Raw genomic sequence first — 18,010 nt, forward strand, 5'->3', positions numbered from 1 at the left:
TTTAATCTTCCAGCTGATAAGGGACAATAGTAATGATAATTTTTTTTACTCGAAGCAAATTTGCCAAGATAAGAAATCCTGTTTGACCATGTAAGAAACTTTGCCACCACTTTTTCGCTATAAATTGAGGCATCATCACCGTTACTTGTGAATGAGATTTGTCTGCTTTCTTTTTCACCTTATCAATAAATCGAGTAAGCGGCAGTAAGACAGTTCGGTAAGGCGAATGAATCGTTACTAACTCTACATCTGTCTCCCATTCAACCCAATTCTTTTCCAGCGTATTGATGGACTCCTGACTTGAGCCTACATACACCGCTATTACATGATTAGAAATTGATTTAGCATAAACAAGCGATTGTTTCACTACTTTCGTTATATCCGCAACTGGAACAATAACCACGTTGTCAGCGCTGTTGATTTCTCTTAATTTAAGTGACAAATTAATTTGTAACTGGTCTGCTACTCGATCATAATGGCGGTGTATTCGATAGAAAATAAAAACGGACAAAGGGAGAAAAATAAGACTCATCCAAATTTGTTCAAACTTGGTGATAAAAAAGATGATTACAATCAAATAACAGATCAAGGCTCCTATAAGATTTATAGAAAACTTAATCACCCAATCTTTCGGCTTGGATCTTATCCACTTCACAACCATTCCCGTTTGAGACAACGAAAATGGAATAAACACTCCGATTGCATAGAGGGGAATTAGGTTTTCTGTGTTTCCTTTGAAAAGAATAATTAAGATAATAGATGCCAACCCAAGTGTCAAAATTCCATTGGAGTACCCTAGTCGATCCCCTCTTACCTTAAATGCTTTTGGCATATATTTATCTCTAGCGAGATTAAACGCAAGTAAAGGAAATGCCGCGAAGCCTGTATTTGCAGCTAACACCAAAATCAGGGCAGTTGTGGCCTGAATAAAATAATATAATATATCCCGTCCAAAGATAGATGAACTCAGTTTGGACAAAACAGTCTCTTTGTCCATCGGAGCAATCCCATACCAATAGGACAAGAAAACTATCCCTGAAAAAAGTATTCCTAAAATAACACCCATAATCCCTAACGTGAACGCTGCATTTTTGGAAGTAGGATCTTTGAAATTTGGTATCGCATTGGAAATCGCTTCTACTCCAGTAAGGGCTGAACAACCTGAGGAAAAAGCTTTTAATATAAGAAACAAACCAACTCCCATCACTGGTGTTCCAATTGAAGATTGGGCTTGTAAATTCACTTGGCCACTTACTATTTGATAGACACCAGCACCAATAAGCAAGATAAGCGCAATGACAAAGGCATAAACTGGATATGCGAGAATAGAAGCAGATTCGGTAAGACCTCTTAAGTTTAGCAAGGTTATTAAAGCTACGAGACATACAGCAATCGTTATTTGATATGGATGAAGAAAAGGAAAAGCAGAAGTAATGGCATCCGTACCCGCTGAGACACTCACAGCAACGGTTAAAATGTAATCAATTAATAATGATCCGCCAGCTATCAAACCAAAAGGTGTCCCTAGATTTTCTTTGGACACCATATAAGCTCCTCCGCCATTGGGATAAGCATGGATAATTTGCCGATAGGACAAAACCAAAGCCGTTAATAATACAAGTACACCTACTGCAATAGGCAAAGAATACCAAAATGCCAAGAACCCAACTGTAGCCAAGACGATAAGAATTTGTTCTGGACCATATGCAACCGAAGATAATGCATCCGAGGACAGAATGGCTAAGGCTTTTACATTGTTCAATCTTTCGTTTTGAGCTTCATTGGATTTCATCGGTCTTCCAATCAAAATTCGCTTCAATTTACGAAACATGAATGTAATTTCCCCTTTATCATAATGATGAAATTCAAATAACTTCCACAAGAAATTTCCAACCATGTTTCCTCAAACTCACCACATAAAAATATCACCTAGGAGATACATATAAAAAATTTATAAATGTATTTAATAACCCCTCTCCCTTATTAAAATTCTATCAATTTCAAAACTCCAATTGTATTAAGTTACTATTAAGATTCTATTTATTTAGACTAATTAAATAAAATTGGGGATTCATACTAATGAATAAAGGAAATAAACGCTCAAGGAAGAAGAACCTGCACAGCACCCTAGAAAATCCAAAACGCTGCAAACCATAAAATGTAATGGTTACAGCGCTTTTTTTAGTAGGAACATTAATTATTCCTCTTAATTATTTTCTTAAGGTTTTAATGCAAATTGTTTCTTTCTCCTGTTAGTCTTTTAAATTCTCTAAACTCTGTGCACCCATTCCAATTCTCTTTAATAAATCAATGAGCTGCTCTTTTTCATCATTTGAGATAAAGGATAAATTATGAGAAATGGTTGCAACGTGTTTGGGGAAAATCTCGTCAAATAGTAATCTTCCTTGTTTTGTCAGGACGACATTAGAAGTCCTTCTGTCATTGGGGTTTGGCCGTCTTTCTACAAACTCTTTTTTTTCTAACTTATCGACAACATATGTGATGCTCCCACTAGGAATTAAAAGTATCTCACTAATTTTTTGGACTGGCTGAGGTCCTTTACTATAAAGAAATTCAAGAATCATAAAATTTTCATCACTAATGTTATGACTTTCAATATCTTTCCGGATATTTTCAGCAACAGCTTTGGAAGCCTTCATCCAAACACGAAACAACCTCAAATCCAGATTACTTTGATCTTGCATTCACCCAGCCTCCATTCTATTTCCATTTTAATCCTTCCTTCATGTTCATAAACTTAAAGCAATGACCCAAAATTGATAAGGAATACAATTAACCCAAGAATCAATAAAACAATCGGCATCATCATTTTGCTAACAGGATCTTTCACTTTGAAATGTGTAAAAATTGCCCCAAGCATTGTCCCAACAATAAATAAACCACCCCATGCCGCTAATTTATCATTCCAAATACCCGAGATAACGAATACTGCTGCAATAACTTCGACCAGACCTGTAAATATTCTAAAGCCTTTTGGATATCCATAACGCTCAAATTCATCCGCCATTTGCTTGGAACTGAACTTCATAAATCCAAACATTAGGAATCCTAATCCTAATAAAATTTGCAGAATAATGGATAAAATGCCCATTAATAATCTCTCCCTTTTATCCTAATGATAGTTATCTTAAAAAAACATATCCTAATATAAGGATAAATATACCCTAACATTAGGATATGTGTTATGTCAACAAAAAAACAACCCAATTTAGGTTTTGGATTGTTGTGTATTATCTACTATCCTTCAGATGCTCTCTCCAATAATTACTTCCACCAATCCTAAAACTTCAGATGAGTAGAACGGATAAATGGAGCGAGTAAATCTTATGTAGTCAAATGTGGGATCAAACAAAATAGAAAGACAAAATTCCTTATATTAAGGAATTTTGTCTTTTGTTACTCTACTCTTTAAAAAGATATTGTAAGTATGCTCGAATTACATCCTTAGATTTCCCTTGAAAAGGAAGTACATGGTCTATCATATCTGGTAAAACATTGATCTCAAGAATTCCTTCATATATTTTATTTATTGGAACACTTATATCCTGACATCTAATATCAACTCCTGCAATATCAATTCGTAATGCTTTTGCTGCCTCTATTGCAATATTAGCGTTAGCAGTACAAATATCGTCAGTGCGATCTATACTTACACCTCCATTCAAAACATTACCACTTAGAGATAAATATACCTGTTCTCCTTTTTCTGGGATATCTTTAAGCGTTTTACCCTGTTTTTCTAAGTGAAAGAGCAAGTTATTTGACTCGATATTTATCTTTTTTAATGGTTTAAATTCTTCAGTGTTACTGCGTCGAAATGGATCTTCATTCAATTTAGCAATGAGCTGCTCTATCGTTGAATAACTATCGCCTTCAATAAATCCAGGTTGATGTTCTAACACACCTACTACTTTTCCATCTATCACTAATACTCGATAATCATAGCCTTCAATATATCTTTGAATAATTATTTTTTCACTATAAGAACTTGCTAACTTAATGGCATGATCGAGTTCATCTTCGTTTTCAATACCTAGTGTAATTCCAATACTACGATTAGTATCGAGTGGTTTTACAACTACTTTTTTATATTTGTTTAAAAAATCAACTGCTTCTTCACTTATTTTAGATACCAATATATAATCTGGTATAGGCAATCCAGCTCTTTTCAAGATAAGATTAGAAGCATCTTTATTTTTAGATATAAACCCTGCCATAAATGGTAGCTTGTGCGACCTTGTCTTGTTTATTATAATTTTTTTATTTTTATAAGATAACTCTAAGAAGTCTTCACAATCTGGTATTAACTGCTCACATTTTATTCCCATTTCTCTTGCCTTATCCATTATTAGTTTATTATGTAAATTTTGAACGTTATTTCGGCTCATACAAATCTCTCACTCCTGATTAAAAATCCTACAATTGTCCAGAATTGCGATCAGAAATACCTCGTCATGGCTGAGCACGAGACACTTGATCTGAAGTCTGGTTTGATTCGTCTGGGGATCAGTCAGCGCAGTCTCCATTGAGAAAGTGGCTATGTCTTTTCCTCTATCGTACAAAACACCTATAAAAATAGCAAAATCCTGATTAATTCAAATTATTCTCTCCAATGTCCGCTCTAAAACAATCACATCCTATAAACTTGCTGTTAACTCTTCTGCTAACTCTTTTCCGATGATGGATTCTAAATCATGTACCATTACTGCAAAAGAAATGAGTAGCTCCAACCTACTCATGATACAAATAAACTATTATTTTTGGCTAAAGGCAATTTTTAATCCTATAAGTACGAACAGAAACCCTTGAATAAAGCTAATTTTTTTAGAAAATGTCGGATTTTCACGTAGAAAATAACCTACTTTTCCAGCAAAAAAACTTATTAAAGTGAAAATTACTAGAGCTTGGATTAGAAATAGAAAGCCATAGACGAGCATTTGAAAGGAGACATTACCATTCTCATAGTTAATAAACTGTGGGAAGAAGGCTAAGAAAAACAAAGAAACTTTTGGATTTAATAAGTTCATTATGACCCCTTTTTTGTATAAAGATTTATAGTCTAAAGAGTCCTCGGTTTCTAGGTTTAAACTTGAACCTTTTTCTTTAAATGACTTATATGCTAAGAATAACAAGTATGCTGCTCCTGCATATTTTACTATGGTGAAAGCTAAAGCTGAATGATAAATTACTGCTGATATTCCGATAGTCGCAGCTGTAATATGTACTAATATTCCTGTACAAAGCCCAAGCGTAGTATAGATACCTGCATTTTTTCCTTTTGTTATACTCTGTGCCAAAGTAAATAAGTTATCTGGTCCTGGCATAAGGGTAAGAACTATTGCTGCACCTAGAAAAGATATTACAGATAGAAAATCCACGTTTATCCCTCCAATTTATTTAACATAACCTCTTTGGACTAATTCTTCCGCTTTCTCTGGATTTCGAATGGTATACAAAAATATTCTTCTCGCGAAAAAGGGCTGGAATTCTCCGACTCTTTTTTTGTATATACCATCGCCTTTCATCTTTGTTACCACGCGATTTTACAAAATGTTGGTGGAATCCCTATTCGATAATGACAGATTGTTCTCATCCTATCACGGATGATCAAAAGACAAAAAATATTAATCAATGAAAATGAACTTTTTCACATGCCGTTAGTCCTTCTTATATGTAACACATGAACGAAACTTTAAAACAGCAAGAAGGAAGATTTTAATTAGATTATCAACTTTTTCAGTAGATCAATCATTTTACAGGACAATATTTTTGGTAGGATCATTTTTTTGAAAGTTTAACTTCTTTTGGTCCTTATCTATATATTGTGGTTCTTCTTATTCTAGCATATCGCTCATCTAGCAGATTAGTGCTATAAATGGTTTTTTAACAGCGTCTTTAGCCATAGGAGTATAGATGAGTTTCTAAATAGTTATCTGCTTATATGGAGATGCTGATAAATAAAAGGTTTTTCTTTACTATTTTCATTTTCACTCAAAGAAGGGATAGAAATTATGATCATGCTCTTTCGTAAATCTTCTATACTTTTGCTCTTATCGGGGTTAATCGGAGGGTATCTAGGATCATGTAGCGGGCTATCCATTGGTTGGCTTATTGGGGCTTTTTCTTGTACCATGGCATTATCTTTATGGAATCCAAAATGGTCTGATATTGAAAATAAAAAAACGATGTCTCCAGATTTTCGAAAAATGGGACAATTTTTATTAGGTGTGCAATTGGGACAGCAAGTTACTTTTGCTATATTAGATACAATTGAAGATAATTCCTATGTTATTGCCCCCATGTTTCTTTTCTCTATTTTTCTAGCTTTGTTATCTGGTTGGGTTTTAAAACGATACAGTAACGTTAATTTAATAACTAGTTTGTTTGCAACAACTCCAGGAGGTACAACTGCAATGTCGTCGATAGCAGATGAAGCTGGTGCTAACATCATGATTGTAAGTATCATCCAACTTATGCGTATGCTATGTGTCATTGTTGTTATCCCTGTTGTACTGCATTTTGTCCATCCAGCCAAATCCATCATTTCTCATCCTGAAACAAGCACTTTGTCCTATCTATCACTATCTTTCAGCATATTTCTATTTGGATGTGCTTGGTTTGGAGGGAAATTAGGAAAATACCTTCGTTTTCCTGCACCGTGGCTGTTTGGAAGCATGTTAATTGTCGCAATAATAGTTTCCTTGAGTTCACTTATTCATTTTCATGTACATATCTGGTTTCCTTTATGGTTTCCTATTCTTGCCCAAGTTTTAATTGGAATCAGTATAGGATCAAAAATAAGAAAAAATATGTTCCATGGAGTTCGAAAACCGGCAATGATAGGAACCATTTTATCTTTTTGCTTTGTTTGTATCATGTGTTTTTGTTCCATTATTCTGTCTAATCTCACTGGAATACCATTTACTACTACTCTTCTAGCTTTTGCACCAGGAGGTGTTGCTGAAATGGCTACTACATCTCTAGCAGTAAATGCTAATGTTGCATTTGTAGTTGCTGTTCAACTTATGCGTCTTATTATTTCTCTCTTGCTCTTACCACTAGTATTTAAAATATTAGTCAAGACATATATGAAAGGATGAACGCATCGAAGCCATTGACTCGATGCGTTCGTTTTATAATTTTTATATCATTCATCATCGACAGGTTCTAACCAATCTGTTTCTACTGTTGTAATGGCTAAATGTACAAACCAACTATCTTTTGTCGACAGACTGATAGATATTAAACTTCGTTCAAACATCTCGAAAACAGATTTTCCAAGTATGCTAACGACTGTTGTGCATATTTAACAGGTGGATAAACAAGTGGATCCTGTTCTCCTTCAATCATCAACCAACCTGAATACTTATCTGCGATCAATTGTCGCATCAGTGGTTCAAAATCAAATGCTCCTGTTCCTGGTACCGTGAACACTCCACGACGAATACTTGTAAGGAAATCAGCTTCATCTTGTTGGGATTGCAACCATAATTCATGACGGATATCTTTCAAATGAATATAAGTGATCCTATCATGGTATTTTTGATATAAACCCATCGGATCTATTCCACCGTAAATAGCATGTCCGGTATCAAAGAGAAGCGTAACAAGCTCTGGATCGGTCAGCTCCATTAACTGATCTACTTCTGCTTCCTTCTCTATGACAGTACCACCATGATGATGATAAGCTAACTGTAATCCAAATTCTCGTGCAATCTCTCCAGCTTGATTTAATCCTGTTGCCAGTGCTTCCCATTTTTCTTCTGTAAGAGTTTCTACTTCCTTCTCTTGTTTACTGCGAGTTGGGTCCCAATGAAGAGATCCGCCTATTTCTGCTGTACTGATCACTTTGCTTCCCATTTGTTGCAGAAACTGAGCATGTTCCCGATAAGCTTGGAGCTCTTGTTTACGAACTTCTGGATCAGGATTGGAGAACCATACTGATTTCCATTGACTGACCAATTGTATATTACGCTTCTGCAATTCTTTACGGAGTAAAAGCGGATCTACTGGAAATTTGCGACTCATTTCCGTGCCTTTTAAGCCCAAAGCGTTCATCTCATCTAGTACTTGTTCATAGAGATAATGATCTCCATGTTCACGAACATCCTCGCCAATCCAATTGATAGGATGTATCCCAATCTGAAAAGGATATTCTTGTTGTCCCATGTTTTCACCTTCAGTTGTTAGACTCTATCTGCACACCCAAATTGACGCATTTTCTGCATCACATTATGCTGGATTGCTTCACGAGCTGGAATGAGATATTTTCTTGGGTCATAAACTTCTGTATTATTTTGTAACGTTTTTCGAATGGAGTTTGTCCACGCAATTTGATTATCAGCATTTACATTTATTTTTGCGGTTCCATAGGAAATGGCTCTTTGTATATCTGAATCTGGTATCCCCGTACCTCCATGCAAAACCAATGGGATTCCTGTTAATTGCTGGATTTTCTGCATCTGAGTAAATCCTAGTTTTGGCGCCCCTTTGTAAGGACCATGAACCGAACCTAATGCAGGGGCAAGGCAATCGATGTTCGTTGCCTGTACCAATTGTTCACAATGAGTGGGAATTGCATAGGATGCCTCTGCTTCTGAAAGGACGGTATCATCTTCTTGACCACCGATTCTTCCAAGTTCTGCCTCTACTGTCACTCCTACTGCATGAGCAGCTTTCACTACTTGAGACGTAATCGTTATATTTTCTTCTAGTGAATGCGAGGAAGCATCAATCATGACAGAAGTAAAACCAGCTTGAATCGCTTGTATACACGCATCATATGATGTCCCATGATCCAAGTGTAAAGCTACTGGGACGGTTATTTTCAGCTCCGTAACCAATGTAGAAATAAGGGATGAAATTACTCGATAACCGCCGAAATAAGGAATATAAGGCTCACTTACCCCTAGAATAACAGGAGCTCGTTCTTCCTCAGCAGCTCGAAGAATAGCCTGTGTAAATTCCAAATTAGTCAAATTAAAATGACCAACTGCATACTGATGGCTTTTTGCATCTTCCAGCATTTCTTTCATCGAAGTTAGTAATCCATTATGTTGTGATATATGAATTACCATCTGGCTGTCACCATCTTTTTCCTTGTATAAAACTCTACACCATCGGTTCCATTTGCATGGAGATCTCCATAAAACGAATCTTTCCAACCTGAGAACGGGAAGAATGCCATTGGTGCAGGGACACCTAAGTTTACTCCAAGCATTCCAGCATCGATGGTGTCTCGAAATTGGCGAACTGCTTGTCCGCTATCAGTGAAAATACAAGCACCATTTGCGAATGGCGACTTATTTGCTAAGGAAATCGCTTCCTCCAATGTATCTACTTCTATTACAGAAAGAACAGGCGCAAAGATTTCCTCTTTCCAGATTGTCATCTCTGGCGTCACATCGGTAAAAATCGTTGGACCTACAAAATAACCGTCTAAATCCGATGCAGCATCTTTTCTGCCATCGCGTAATAGAAAAGCACCTTCTTTTTCTCCTGATTCGATATAAGAAATGGTTCTTTCTTTGTGTGCATCACGAATTACAGGACCTAAGAAAACATGTTCATCTAAACCATTTCCAATCTCTATTTTCCCTGTTGCTTCTACTAGTTTTTCTTTGAAAGCAGAACCAATCCCGCCAACTGTAACGACAACAGCACATGCCATACAACGCTCTCCAGCAGAACCAAATGCAGCACCTATAATCTGTGAAACAGCTCGCTCCAAATCAGCATCTGGCATTACGATTGTATGATTTTTTGCCCCTGCGAGTGCTTGCACTCGTTTTCCATGCATGGTACCTGTTTGGTAAACATATTTGGCAACCGGTTGCGAACCAACAAAGGAAATCGCCGTTATATGTGGATGCTCGAGCAGCCCATTTACGACATCATGGGCACCATGCACCACATTCAAGACCCCTGCTGGCAGCCCTGCTTCGTGAAACAATTCAGCTAAGCGATTTGCCAGCAATGGAGTTCTCTCGGATGGTTTGAGTACAAATGTGTTCCCACAAGCAATCGCCAAAGGAAACATCCAACAAGGGACCATCATTGGAAAGTTAAACGGAGTGATTCCACCAACTACTCCAACGGGATATCGATACATCCCCGACTCTATACCTGTTGCAATATCGGGCAATTGTTTCCCCATCATCAACGAAGGAGCACCTGCTGCAAACTCGACACACTCCATACCACGTTGTACTTCTCCATAAGCTTCTTTGTAACTTTTTCCATTTTCTTGAGTAATCAATCGTGCTAATTCATCCCAATGATCAATCAACAACTGTTGATAGCGAAATAAAATCCGAGCTCGTCTTGGAACTGGTACCTGGCTCCAACTCACAAAAGCCTGTTTGGCAGCAGCTACAGCAACATCTAAGTCTTGGCGATTTGACAAAGGAACATAGGCGATTGTCTCTCCCGTAGCTGGATTGGAAACTACTTCCGATTGATCGGAGGTAGATGCTTGCCATTTTCCGTCAATCCAATTTTTTAATTTTTCCACCGTAGTCATTTGCTCATCTCCTCTGCTGCATACTTTTGGATATAATTTTCTACTTGTTTCTCGGTTGGCATTGCATCGGAAGAACTATGACTCGAAACGACGATCGCTGCTGCGGCACTCCCAAAATTCATACTAGCAGTCAACTCCCAGCCGGAAAGGAGTCCAAATAGAAGTCCAGCTGCATATGAATCACCAGCACCAAAGGTTTTGATCACCTTAGCAGGAAAGGATCTCCCTTGATGTTTGACACCATCAGATGTATAAGCTATAGATCCTGATTTTCCATGTTTGATGATCACTATTTTTGCCTGATGTTCAAACCAATGAGATGCTGTCTGTTCATCTGTTGGTAACGTTTGATTCACATGTGCCTCCATCTGATCAAACTCTTCTCGTGTTCCCAAAATCAAATCGCTTTTTTCCGCAACCAAACGATAATAAATTCCTGTTTCGATCGTTGATTTCCATGTATATGGACGATAATCCAGATCAAAAACGACCACTGTATGATGTTTTTTAGCATACTCTAATGCCAGAAACACTGCTTCTCGAGAAGGACTTGCAGCGAGTGCTGTTCCCGAAATAAGCAAGATTTTCGCTTGTTTGATATAGTTCTCATCTACTTCAGACGGTGTTAATTGCAAATCTGCCACGTTATCTCGATACATCAAAATGCTACAATCTTCTGGGCTTTTGATCTCGGTAAAAGCAAGTCCTGTAACAGCACCAGTATGATCCGTCACCACTCTAGAGTGATCAATGTGATTATGGTTTAAATACTCATGAATGAAACTTCCCATTTGATCATCAGCGATTTTTCCAATAAAACCTGTTTTCACTCCCAAGCGAGACAAACCGATCGTAATATTTGCAGGGGAGCCACCAACATATTTGGTAAACGTGATTGTTTTTTCCATTGGGCGATTGATTTCATTTGCATTTAAATCAATTGCCAATCTACCTAATCCAATAAAATCTAAAGCTGTATCTTCTTTAAATGTCAAATAGTTCACGAGTGATCCACCTCTTTCCCTCGCTCTAACAACCACTGATGATCGAGATCATTTTTAAACTTCCATGTTCGAACAGGCCCTGCCATTACATTCAAATAATAAAGATCATATCCTGGAGGAGCAGACACAGGATGATAGCCTCTTGGAACAAGTACAACATCTCGATCAGAAACAGTTAATGTCTCATTAAGTGATCGATCATCCGAATATACGCGTTGGATAGCAAACCCATTTTTGGATGAGATGCGATGATAATAGGTTTCTTCCAAATAAGACTCTTCTGGTAAATTATCCTCATCATGTTTATGAGGCGGATAGCTTGACCAGTTCCCTTCTGGTGTAAATACCTCAACTACTAATAAAGAATCTGCTTTTTCACCTTCAGGTAAAATATTATGAATCAATCGCTCTGTATTCCCAGATCCCCGCACTTCTATGCCAACTTCCTCTGGAAGAATTAATCGAGTAGCATAGGTTCCTTTTCCTGGCGCATAACAAACCGCAACTTCAAGCGGAGTAATCGCCTCTATTTCAATTTGATCATTGGTAGTTAAATAAATAGAAAAAGGAGGTATTCTTTCAAAAGGAGTAGCCCTCTTCCCTAGATTCTTCCAATGAAATGTACGAGTTGACACATTGGCTTGACCACTGAGAAGAACAAAGCAAAACTCTTGATTTCCTGATGTCTGTTGTACTTTTTCACCAGGTTGCAGCGTATACACTTCAAAACCTATATATTTCCAATTTGCTAAAGCTGGGGAAACGGCTACGGTTTTCCCACTCCCATCAGGAGACGTACTAGGAATAATCAAATTCGACATGTTTCTCCCTCACTTTTTCCTAACTGTCTCTGTTTTTATCTTACAGCTTTCTCGCTTGTTGAATTGCCGCTTCTGTTTCTACATATGATTGCTGCACTTTAACATTATTTGATACTTCCGCTACCCCTACTTGCCACCAAGCATCATACCCATCTGAATTTGTTCCAGGTAAAACCTTTACTTCTATCAGTGTAGAACGCTCTTCTTTTCGTGCTTCCTGCATTGCTTGATGTAATTCCTCCAGACTTTGAACCCGAAATGTTCGAGCTCCTAGTGCTGCTGCATATTGAGCAAAATTCACATCCAATATTTCTCCGGTCAGTTGTTTTGTCACTGTTGATCGTTTTCGAAACTCGTTGCCGAATCCTGCACTTCCGTGTTCCCTTTGTAAATTATGAATACATTGAAAGCCATGGTTATCCAAAAGGATGATATTTATCTTTTTATTTTCTTGGATACTTGTCAAAAGTTCGGAATGGAGCATCAAAAAACTGCCATCCCCTACTACAGCAAATACTTCTCGTGAAGGTTCTGCTAATTTCACACCAAAAGCACCGCTGACCTCATAACCCATGCAAGAAAAACCATATTCCAAATGATATGATTTTGGTTCATAGCTCCTCCAGAGACGATGAAAATCGCCAGGGAGACTCCCTGCTGCACAAACAACTACATCCTTAGGGGATAATGAGCGATTTAATTCACCTAAGACACGTGTCTGAGATAATCCCTCAGGTACCTCCATGGAATACAATCGATCTACTTCCTGATTCCATTGTCGTTGTAACTCTTGGATTTCTTGATCCTCATAGGCAGTTCGATAGCCTAATTCATCTAGTTTTTGATGCAAATAAATCAATGATTCTTTTATATCTGCCACAATTGGTTTCCCATTTAATTTCAAAGCATCTGCTCGGTTGATATTTATGTTGAGAAACTCCACATCTGGGTTAGCAAATGCAGTTTTGGAGGCAGTAGTAAAGTCGGAATAACGTGTTCCGATTCCGATAATGAGATCTGCTTTTTTAGCAAGTTGATTAGCTGCTGAAGAACCAGTTACCCCCATTGCACCCACATAAAAAGGATGATCAGCGGCTAATGCACTTTTCCCTGCCTGTGTCTCTGCTACCGGTATGCCAAAATGTGCTGCAAACTGGCTTAATTCACTAGTTGCCAGCGAATAGTGAACGCCGCCACCTGCAATAATCAGCGGGCGTTTTTTGTGGCGAAATAAATCCAATGCATTTTCCGTTGCAGTAGGTGTCATCGATCTTCGTTCCATCACATGAACTTGTTTTTGAAAAAAAGATAATGGGTAGTCATATGCTTCACCTTGGACATCTTGTGGCAAAGCCAAGGTCACTGCCCCTGTATTTTCCATATCTGTAAGAACCCTTATCGCTTGCTGAGCTGCACGAATTAATTGCTCCGGTCGTTCGATGCGATCCCAATATCGGCTAACAGGACGAAACGCATCCGTTGCTGCTATCGTATAATTCGTAGGATCTTCTACTTGCTGTAGCACAGGATCTGGTTGCCGTGAAGCAAAGTGATCACCTGGCAGCAACAATACAGGTATCCGATTCACTGTTGCAGTTGCTGCTCCTGTTACCATGTTTAAGGCACCTGGTCCAATCGAAGATGTACAAGCATAAATCCCTAAGCGATTCAATTGTTTCGCAAATGCAGTTGCAGCATGAACCATTCCTTGTTCATTTTTCCCTTGGATAAAAGGCAAGTTATGGGAGTCATTCTCCAATGCCTCGCCGATCCCTGTCACATTTCCATGCCCAAAAATCCCCATTACACCGTGTACAAATTTATACTCCACACCGTCTAATGAAACATATTGCTGATCTAAAAAACGAAGCAGTGCTTGTGCCATTGTTAAGCGTATTGTCTCTTGCATATCTTCCTCTCCGATCCAAAAAGCCTTATTTACTACCGATGGATACAGGTTTTCCTTCTCGTAACGATTGTTTCGCAGCATGAGCGATTACCTCTGCATGCCATGCATCAGAGCCATCAACTAATACGGATCGATTTTCTTGGATAGCTTTAATAAATTGGCGTAATTCTTCGATGTAAGCTTCACGATAGCGTTCTAAAAAGAAAAATTTTGGTTTATCTTGATAAACACCTGCTGTTGTGAAAAGCTGAGCGGTATTGGAATAATCATTTTCAATCCGAATACATCCGTCTGAACCAAAAATTTCTACTCGTTGATCATATCCGTATACTGCTTTGCGACTATTATCGATCACTCCAAGCGCACCATTGGCAAATTTGAGTGAAATGATAGCAGTATCTACGTCATCATACTTAGCAAAAACAGAATCTATCAGCGTTGCTCCTTGGACATAGACTTCTACTACTTCACTTCCAGCAAGAAAGCGAGCCATATCAAAGTCATGGATCGACATATCCATAAACATCCCGCCAGAATGTGCGATATAATCACTGGAAGGCGGCTCAGGATCACGAGATGTAATTTTGATGAGATGAGGTGCTCCAATTTCATTTGCCTCTACCATGGCACGAGCACGCTGAAAATTGTGATCAAAGCGTCGATTAAATCCAACTTGTAATTTAATTCCTAACTCAGAAGCTCTTTGCAGCGCTCTTTCTGATTCAATCAAGGAAAAGCTCACTGGTTTTTCACAAAAGATATGTTTGCCAGCTTCCGCTGCTTCCATCAATATTTGTGGATGGGTATTCGTCGGAGAGCAAATCAGCACAGCATCAATATGTGGGTCTGCTAGTATTTGATGATAGTCGTCAGTAACCATAGAAATCCCTACTCCATCTGCCCATTCCTGCACACTTGTAGCAAATAAGTCCGATACACTCTTCACTTCTACATCCGAAAAAGTCTTGAGATTCTCAGCATGCAAACGGCCGATACGACCTGCACCTATCACTCCAATCGTCACTTTTTTCACTTGGATGACCCCTTTCTTTCCACATGAACTTTAAGTGTAAGAAACTCCGAAGCATGTAAACGAGGTAGCAAAAATTGATCCTCTTGTTTTTCTAATACTTGGCCTGTCTCTTCTTCGCGAAGATTGACGACCGTTACCTTAGTTGCATCAACCGTCAAACGGCCAGGTTGGCTGGGTTGTCGTCCGCTGTTGTATATTCGAATAATGATATCCTCATCTTTGTCTGCCTTCTTTAAAGCACTCAACACGAGATTATCTCCATCTACTTTTATAAAAGACTGCGTGAATGGTAGTTTTCCACCTTCGGTTGGTTCCATCATTTGCTCGGAAATAGCTGGATTAATAAATTGATGCGCTTGTGCAACAACATGCCCCTCATCATAGTTTCCTTGATGAGGATAAATGGCATAGGAACAAGTAAAACTCCCTTTCATTTGCGCGGCAGGTGCTGACAATTCAATTCCACTTACCCTGCCGGGACGGATTGCTAAATCTGGTTTTCCCACATGTCCCACAGAGCGCAGCAAGGTGAGGGCGATGGTAGAATCATTGATAATTTCGTATTCTGGTAAACCATTATTAAAAATAGCTAATCCCGTTTGTCCATCATTTAGATCCACAAATGATTGTTGCGGGTAAATGGGAAGTGGTTTTTCATTATAGCCTTCTTCTTTCCATGTATTTGGAAAGTCTAATTGGTTGGAACGGGAGAGAACGCCAAAATGATCTTCCGCATGCGATTGGGATGCTACCACTCCCGTTGGAAAATGAACTCGCAGTCGGTGGTTTTCAGACTGATTTAGAATCGTAGTCTTAACGTCTACTTGTTTCATCCCCTCTTTCAGGGAAACAAAGGAACGAATCGTAAAGGGAAGTTTTTCTTCACTTCGAGTATTCCTATTCGTAAGATGTGCGGGCAAATCCAGTTGATGATCAATTTGATATACAATCTCTAATTTACCTTCGCGAATTAATTGGATAGATGCTTGATTATTTGCTGTTGTGATTACTTGGTCTTGATCAAGTGGAGAAAAATTATATTCATCCCCAGCATCCCCATGATCTTCAAACAACAATAGGCCAGAGACGGTTTTTTCTGTTTGCTTATCTATAATGACAAGAGTGCCATTATCTGCAATCGAAACAGCAAGAAATTCATTTTCCATTCCCTTTTCTAAACGTTTTAAATGACTGTTTATGGATAAATGAGATGCCTGACCTTCGACTGCTTGCAAAACTACATATCCACCAGCTGGTAGGATCTTAGCTGAAATTAGAATAACACTCTCTTTCACCCAAATACGCGAGCCTTTCATCGCCATATTGATACTTAAAGAGGCCAAATCAAAGTCCCGTACGCTCACTACTTCGAACGGTATCTCATTACCCGATGGATCGTATAACTGAAACTCTCCCTTTTCGGTGTAAACACGCAGCTCAACCGTATCCGTTCTCTTTGCAGGAAGTGTGTTGTATACGAGAATCGGTTTTCCTTTTAAGTGGGAAGCATCCAAATTGGCTTCCATGAATTTTGTTGTCGTCCGTAATAACGCTTTGCTAATTTGATCGATCTTGTCAAAACGAGATAGGATATCCTGATGAACACCATCTATACAACAAGAACAGATACTATCGTGCGAATGATTTTGTAATAGATATTTCCAAGCCTGCTGAATTTGTCCATTCGCATCCCGTCCACCGAACAAGTATTGATTTGGATATTGATTTGCCAATAAGTATTCAAATGTTTTAATTGGCTCTACTACTTTCTCTAGTTTTACTTCTGTCTGTTTATTTTTGGATTTAATATCCATACGTGATGAAGTAATACCTGCATGGATTCTCATATCTTTGGGATTTCGTAATTCACCCTTGAGCAAATCATATTTTTTTGGTTCTTGTTCAATTTCCTCAAACGCTTTTTCAGGATGACTAAACTCTACTCGAAACTCTTTCTTTTCTCTTTCCCATTTCGCATTTAACTCTTTTATCAGCTCTGTCATCATTGGATGAGGGGCTGCATGATCCGAACCACTCATCAGCATAATATGCTCACCTGGGAAACGTTCTGCTATTTTTTCTGTCGTTTCTAACAGATGTGTTTCCGCTTGATCCATATCGAAGGGAAGATATCGATTATAGCCATATCCCAGTGGTAGATGCAGAGTCAATATTTTTGTGCCATTTGGTGATTCCCACATAAATATCGTATCTGGTGTATCCTCCCATGAAACCCCACGCCAAATAATCACTTTCTCTAATCCCATTTGCGTCAAGATTTGTGGGATCTGAGCAGCTTGTCCAAAGGAATCTGGCAAATAGCCTAATTTCATCGAATACCCAAATCGTTCAGCCATTTCTGTTCCAATCTGCAAGTTACGGATAATGGATTCGCCACTGACTAAAAATTCATCTGGTTGTGTATACCAAGGACCAACAAAGATTCTTTTATCTGCAATTAATTTTTTCAATCTAGCTTCGTTTTCTGGACGAACTTGCAAATAATCTTCTAAAATGACCGTTTGTCCATCAAAAGTAAAAAATAAAAAGTCTTCGTTTGTTTCCAAGAGATCCAGTAATTGATCCATCACATATACAAGACGTACACGAAATTCTTCAAAGGTTTTGTGCCATTCCCGATCCCAATGGGTATGATTAATCAAGTGTAACCGTTTCAAGCTGATCGCCTCACTTCAAAAG

At 38.3% G+C, this 18,010-nt stretch carries 14 protein-coding genes and 1 pseudogene; 1 reads left to right on the plus strand and 14 read right to left on the minus strand.

The window, feature by feature from the left end; genetic code table 11:
* Window position 1: 1 nt before the first annotated feature.
* From AC5WOF_RS14495 to AC5WOF_RS14515, 5 genes are all read right to left on the minus strand, one after another.
* Window positions 2-1,831, minus strand: a complete 1,830-nt coding sequence (locus tag AC5WOF_RS14495) for an APC family permease (protein WP_496050657.1) — start codon at window positions 1,829-1,831, stop codon at window positions 2-4.
* Between the two features lie 421 nt (window positions 1,832-2,252).
* Window positions 2,253-2,705, minus strand: a complete 453-nt coding sequence (locus AC5WOF_RS14500) for a MarR family winged helix-turn-helix transcriptional regulator (RefSeq protein ID WP_496050658.1) — start codon at window positions 2,703-2,705, stop codon at window positions 2,253-2,255.
* Window positions 2,706-2,758: 53 nt separating this feature from the next.
* Complete coding sequence (locus AC5WOF_RS14505; protein WP_496050659.1) at window positions 2,759-3,112, minus strand: DoxX family protein; 354 nt, start codon at window positions 3,110-3,112, stop codon at window positions 2,759-2,761.
* A 310-nt stretch (window positions 3,113-3,422) separates the two neighbouring features.
* Window positions 3,423-4,409 carry an ATP-grasp domain-containing protein gene (locus AC5WOF_RS14510; RefSeq protein WP_496050660.1) on the minus strand — a complete coding sequence of 329 codons (987 nt, stop codon included), beginning with the start codon at window positions 4,407-4,409 and terminating at the stop codon, window positions 3,423-3,425.
* 366 nt (window positions 4,410-4,775) lie between these two features.
* Window positions 4,776-5,399: a LysE family translocator gene (locus AC5WOF_RS14515; protein WP_496050661.1), complete on the minus strand. Its 624-nt coding sequence runs from the start codon at window positions 5,397-5,399 to the stop codon at window positions 4,776-4,778.
* Between the two features lie 633 nt (window positions 5,400-6,032).
* Between AC5WOF_RS14515 and AC5WOF_RS14520 the strand changes: the two genes are divergently transcribed.
* Window positions 6,033-7,121 carry an AbrB family transcriptional regulator gene (locus AC5WOF_RS14520; protein ID WP_496050662.1) on the plus strand — a complete coding sequence of 363 codons (1,089 nt, stop codon included), beginning with the start codon at window positions 6,033-6,035 and terminating at the stop codon, window positions 7,119-7,121.
* A 47-nt stretch (window positions 7,122-7,168) separates the two neighbouring features.
* On the opposite strand, the pseudogene AC5WOF_RS14525 reads toward AC5WOF_RS14520, so the two are convergent.
* The 9 genes and pseudogenes from AC5WOF_RS14525 to AC5WOF_RS14565 all read right to left on the minus strand — a co-directional run.
* A pseudogene (locus AC5WOF_RS14525) lies at window positions 7,169-7,249 on the minus strand (gamma-carboxymuconolactone decarboxylase); the annotation flags it as partial.
* A gap of 14 nt (window positions 7,250-7,263) precedes the next feature.
* Window positions 7,264-8,190: a myo-inosose-2 dehydratase gene (gene iolE / locus AC5WOF_RS14530; protein WP_496050663.1), complete on the minus strand. Its 927-nt coding sequence runs from the start codon at window positions 8,188-8,190 to the stop codon at window positions 7,264-7,266.
* A 17-nt stretch (window positions 8,191-8,207) separates the two neighbouring features.
* Window positions 8,208-9,098 carry a class II fructose-1,6-bisphosphate aldolase gene (fba, locus tag AC5WOF_RS14535; RefSeq protein ID WP_496050664.1) on the minus strand — a complete coding sequence of 297 codons (891 nt, stop codon included), beginning with the start codon at window positions 9,096-9,098 and terminating at the stop codon, window positions 8,208-8,210.
* Complete coding sequence (locus tag AC5WOF_RS14540) at window positions 9,092-10,543, minus strand: CoA-acylating methylmalonate-semialdehyde dehydrogenase (RefSeq protein ID WP_496050665.1); 1,452 nt, start codon at window positions 10,541-10,543, stop codon at window positions 9,092-9,094. Before AC5WOF_RS14540 ends, fba begins: the two co-directional genes overlap by 7 nt.
* Window positions 10,540-11,547: a 5-dehydro-2-deoxygluconokinase gene (iolC, locus tag AC5WOF_RS14545; protein ID WP_496050666.1), complete on the minus strand. Its 1,008-nt coding sequence runs from the start codon at window positions 11,545-11,547 to the stop codon at window positions 10,540-10,542. The genes AC5WOF_RS14540 and iolC overlap by 4 nt, the downstream gene beginning before the upstream one ends.
* Window positions 11,544-12,368 (minus strand): 5-deoxy-glucuronate isomerase, encoded by an 825-nt coding sequence (gene iolB, locus AC5WOF_RS14550; RefSeq protein ID WP_496050667.1) that lies wholly within the window; start codon window positions 12,366-12,368, stop codon window positions 11,544-11,546. Before iolB ends, iolC begins: the two co-directional genes overlap by 4 nt.
* A 40-nt stretch (window positions 12,369-12,408) precedes the next feature.
* Entirely contained in the window at window positions 12,409-14,277 is a 1,869-nt protein-coding gene (gene iolD / locus AC5WOF_RS14555; RefSeq protein ID WP_496050742.1) for a 3D-(3,5/4)-trihydroxycyclohexane-1,2-dione acylhydrolase (decyclizing), read from the minus strand.
* Window positions 14,278-14,302: 25 nt separating this feature from the next.
* Entirely contained in the window at window positions 14,303-15,310 is a 1,008-nt protein-coding gene (iolG, locus tag AC5WOF_RS14560) for an inositol 2-dehydrogenase (protein ID WP_496050668.1), read from the minus strand.
* Window positions 15,307-17,988 (minus strand): glycoside hydrolase family 38 N-terminal domain-containing protein, encoded by a 2,682-nt coding sequence (locus AC5WOF_RS14565; RefSeq protein WP_496050669.1) that lies wholly within the window; start codon window positions 17,986-17,988, stop codon window positions 15,307-15,309. The genes iolG and AC5WOF_RS14565 overlap by 4 nt, the downstream gene beginning before the upstream one ends.
* Window positions 17,989-18,010 lie beyond the last annotated feature (22 nt).

The sequence above is a fragment of the Shimazuella sp. NTD250 genome (assembly GCF_059510375.1).

Coding starts and splice junctions, on each gene's coding strand:
- AC5WOF_RS14495 (WP_496050657.1), bottom strand. CDS start 1,831: ATGTTTCGTAAATTGAAGCGAATTTTGATTGGAAGACCGATGAAATCC.
- AC5WOF_RS14500 (WP_496050658.1), bottom strand. CDS start 2,705: ATGCAAGATCAAAGTAATCTGGATTTGAGGTTGTTTCGTGTTTGGATG.
- AC5WOF_RS14505 (WP_496050659.1), bottom strand. CDS start 3,112: ATGGGCATTTTATCCATTATTCTGCAAATTTTATTAGGATTAGGATTC.
- AC5WOF_RS14510 (WP_496050660.1), bottom strand. CDS start 4,409: ATGAGCCGAAATAACGTTCAAAATTTACATAATAAACTAATAATGGAT.
- AC5WOF_RS14520 (WP_496050662.1), top strand. CDS start 6,033: ATGATCATGCTCTTTCGTAAATCTTCTATACTTTTGCTCTTATCGGGG.
- iolE (WP_496050663.1), bottom strand. CDS start 8,190: ATGGGACAACAAGAATATCCTTTTCAGATTGGGATACATCCTATCAAT.
- fba (WP_496050664.1), bottom strand. CDS start 9,098: ATGGTAATTCATATATCACAACATAATGGATTACTAACTTCGATGAAA.
- AC5WOF_RS14540 (WP_496050665.1), bottom strand. CDS start 10,543: ATGACTACGGTGGAAAAATTAAAAAATTGGATTGACGGAAAATGGCAA.
- iolB (WP_496050667.1), bottom strand. CDS start 12,368: ATGTCGAATTTGATTATTCCTAGTACGTCTCCTGATGGGAGTGGGAAA.
- iolD (WP_496050742.1), bottom strand. CDS start 14,277: ATGCAAGAGACAATACGCTTAACAATGGCACAAGCACTGCTTCGTTTT.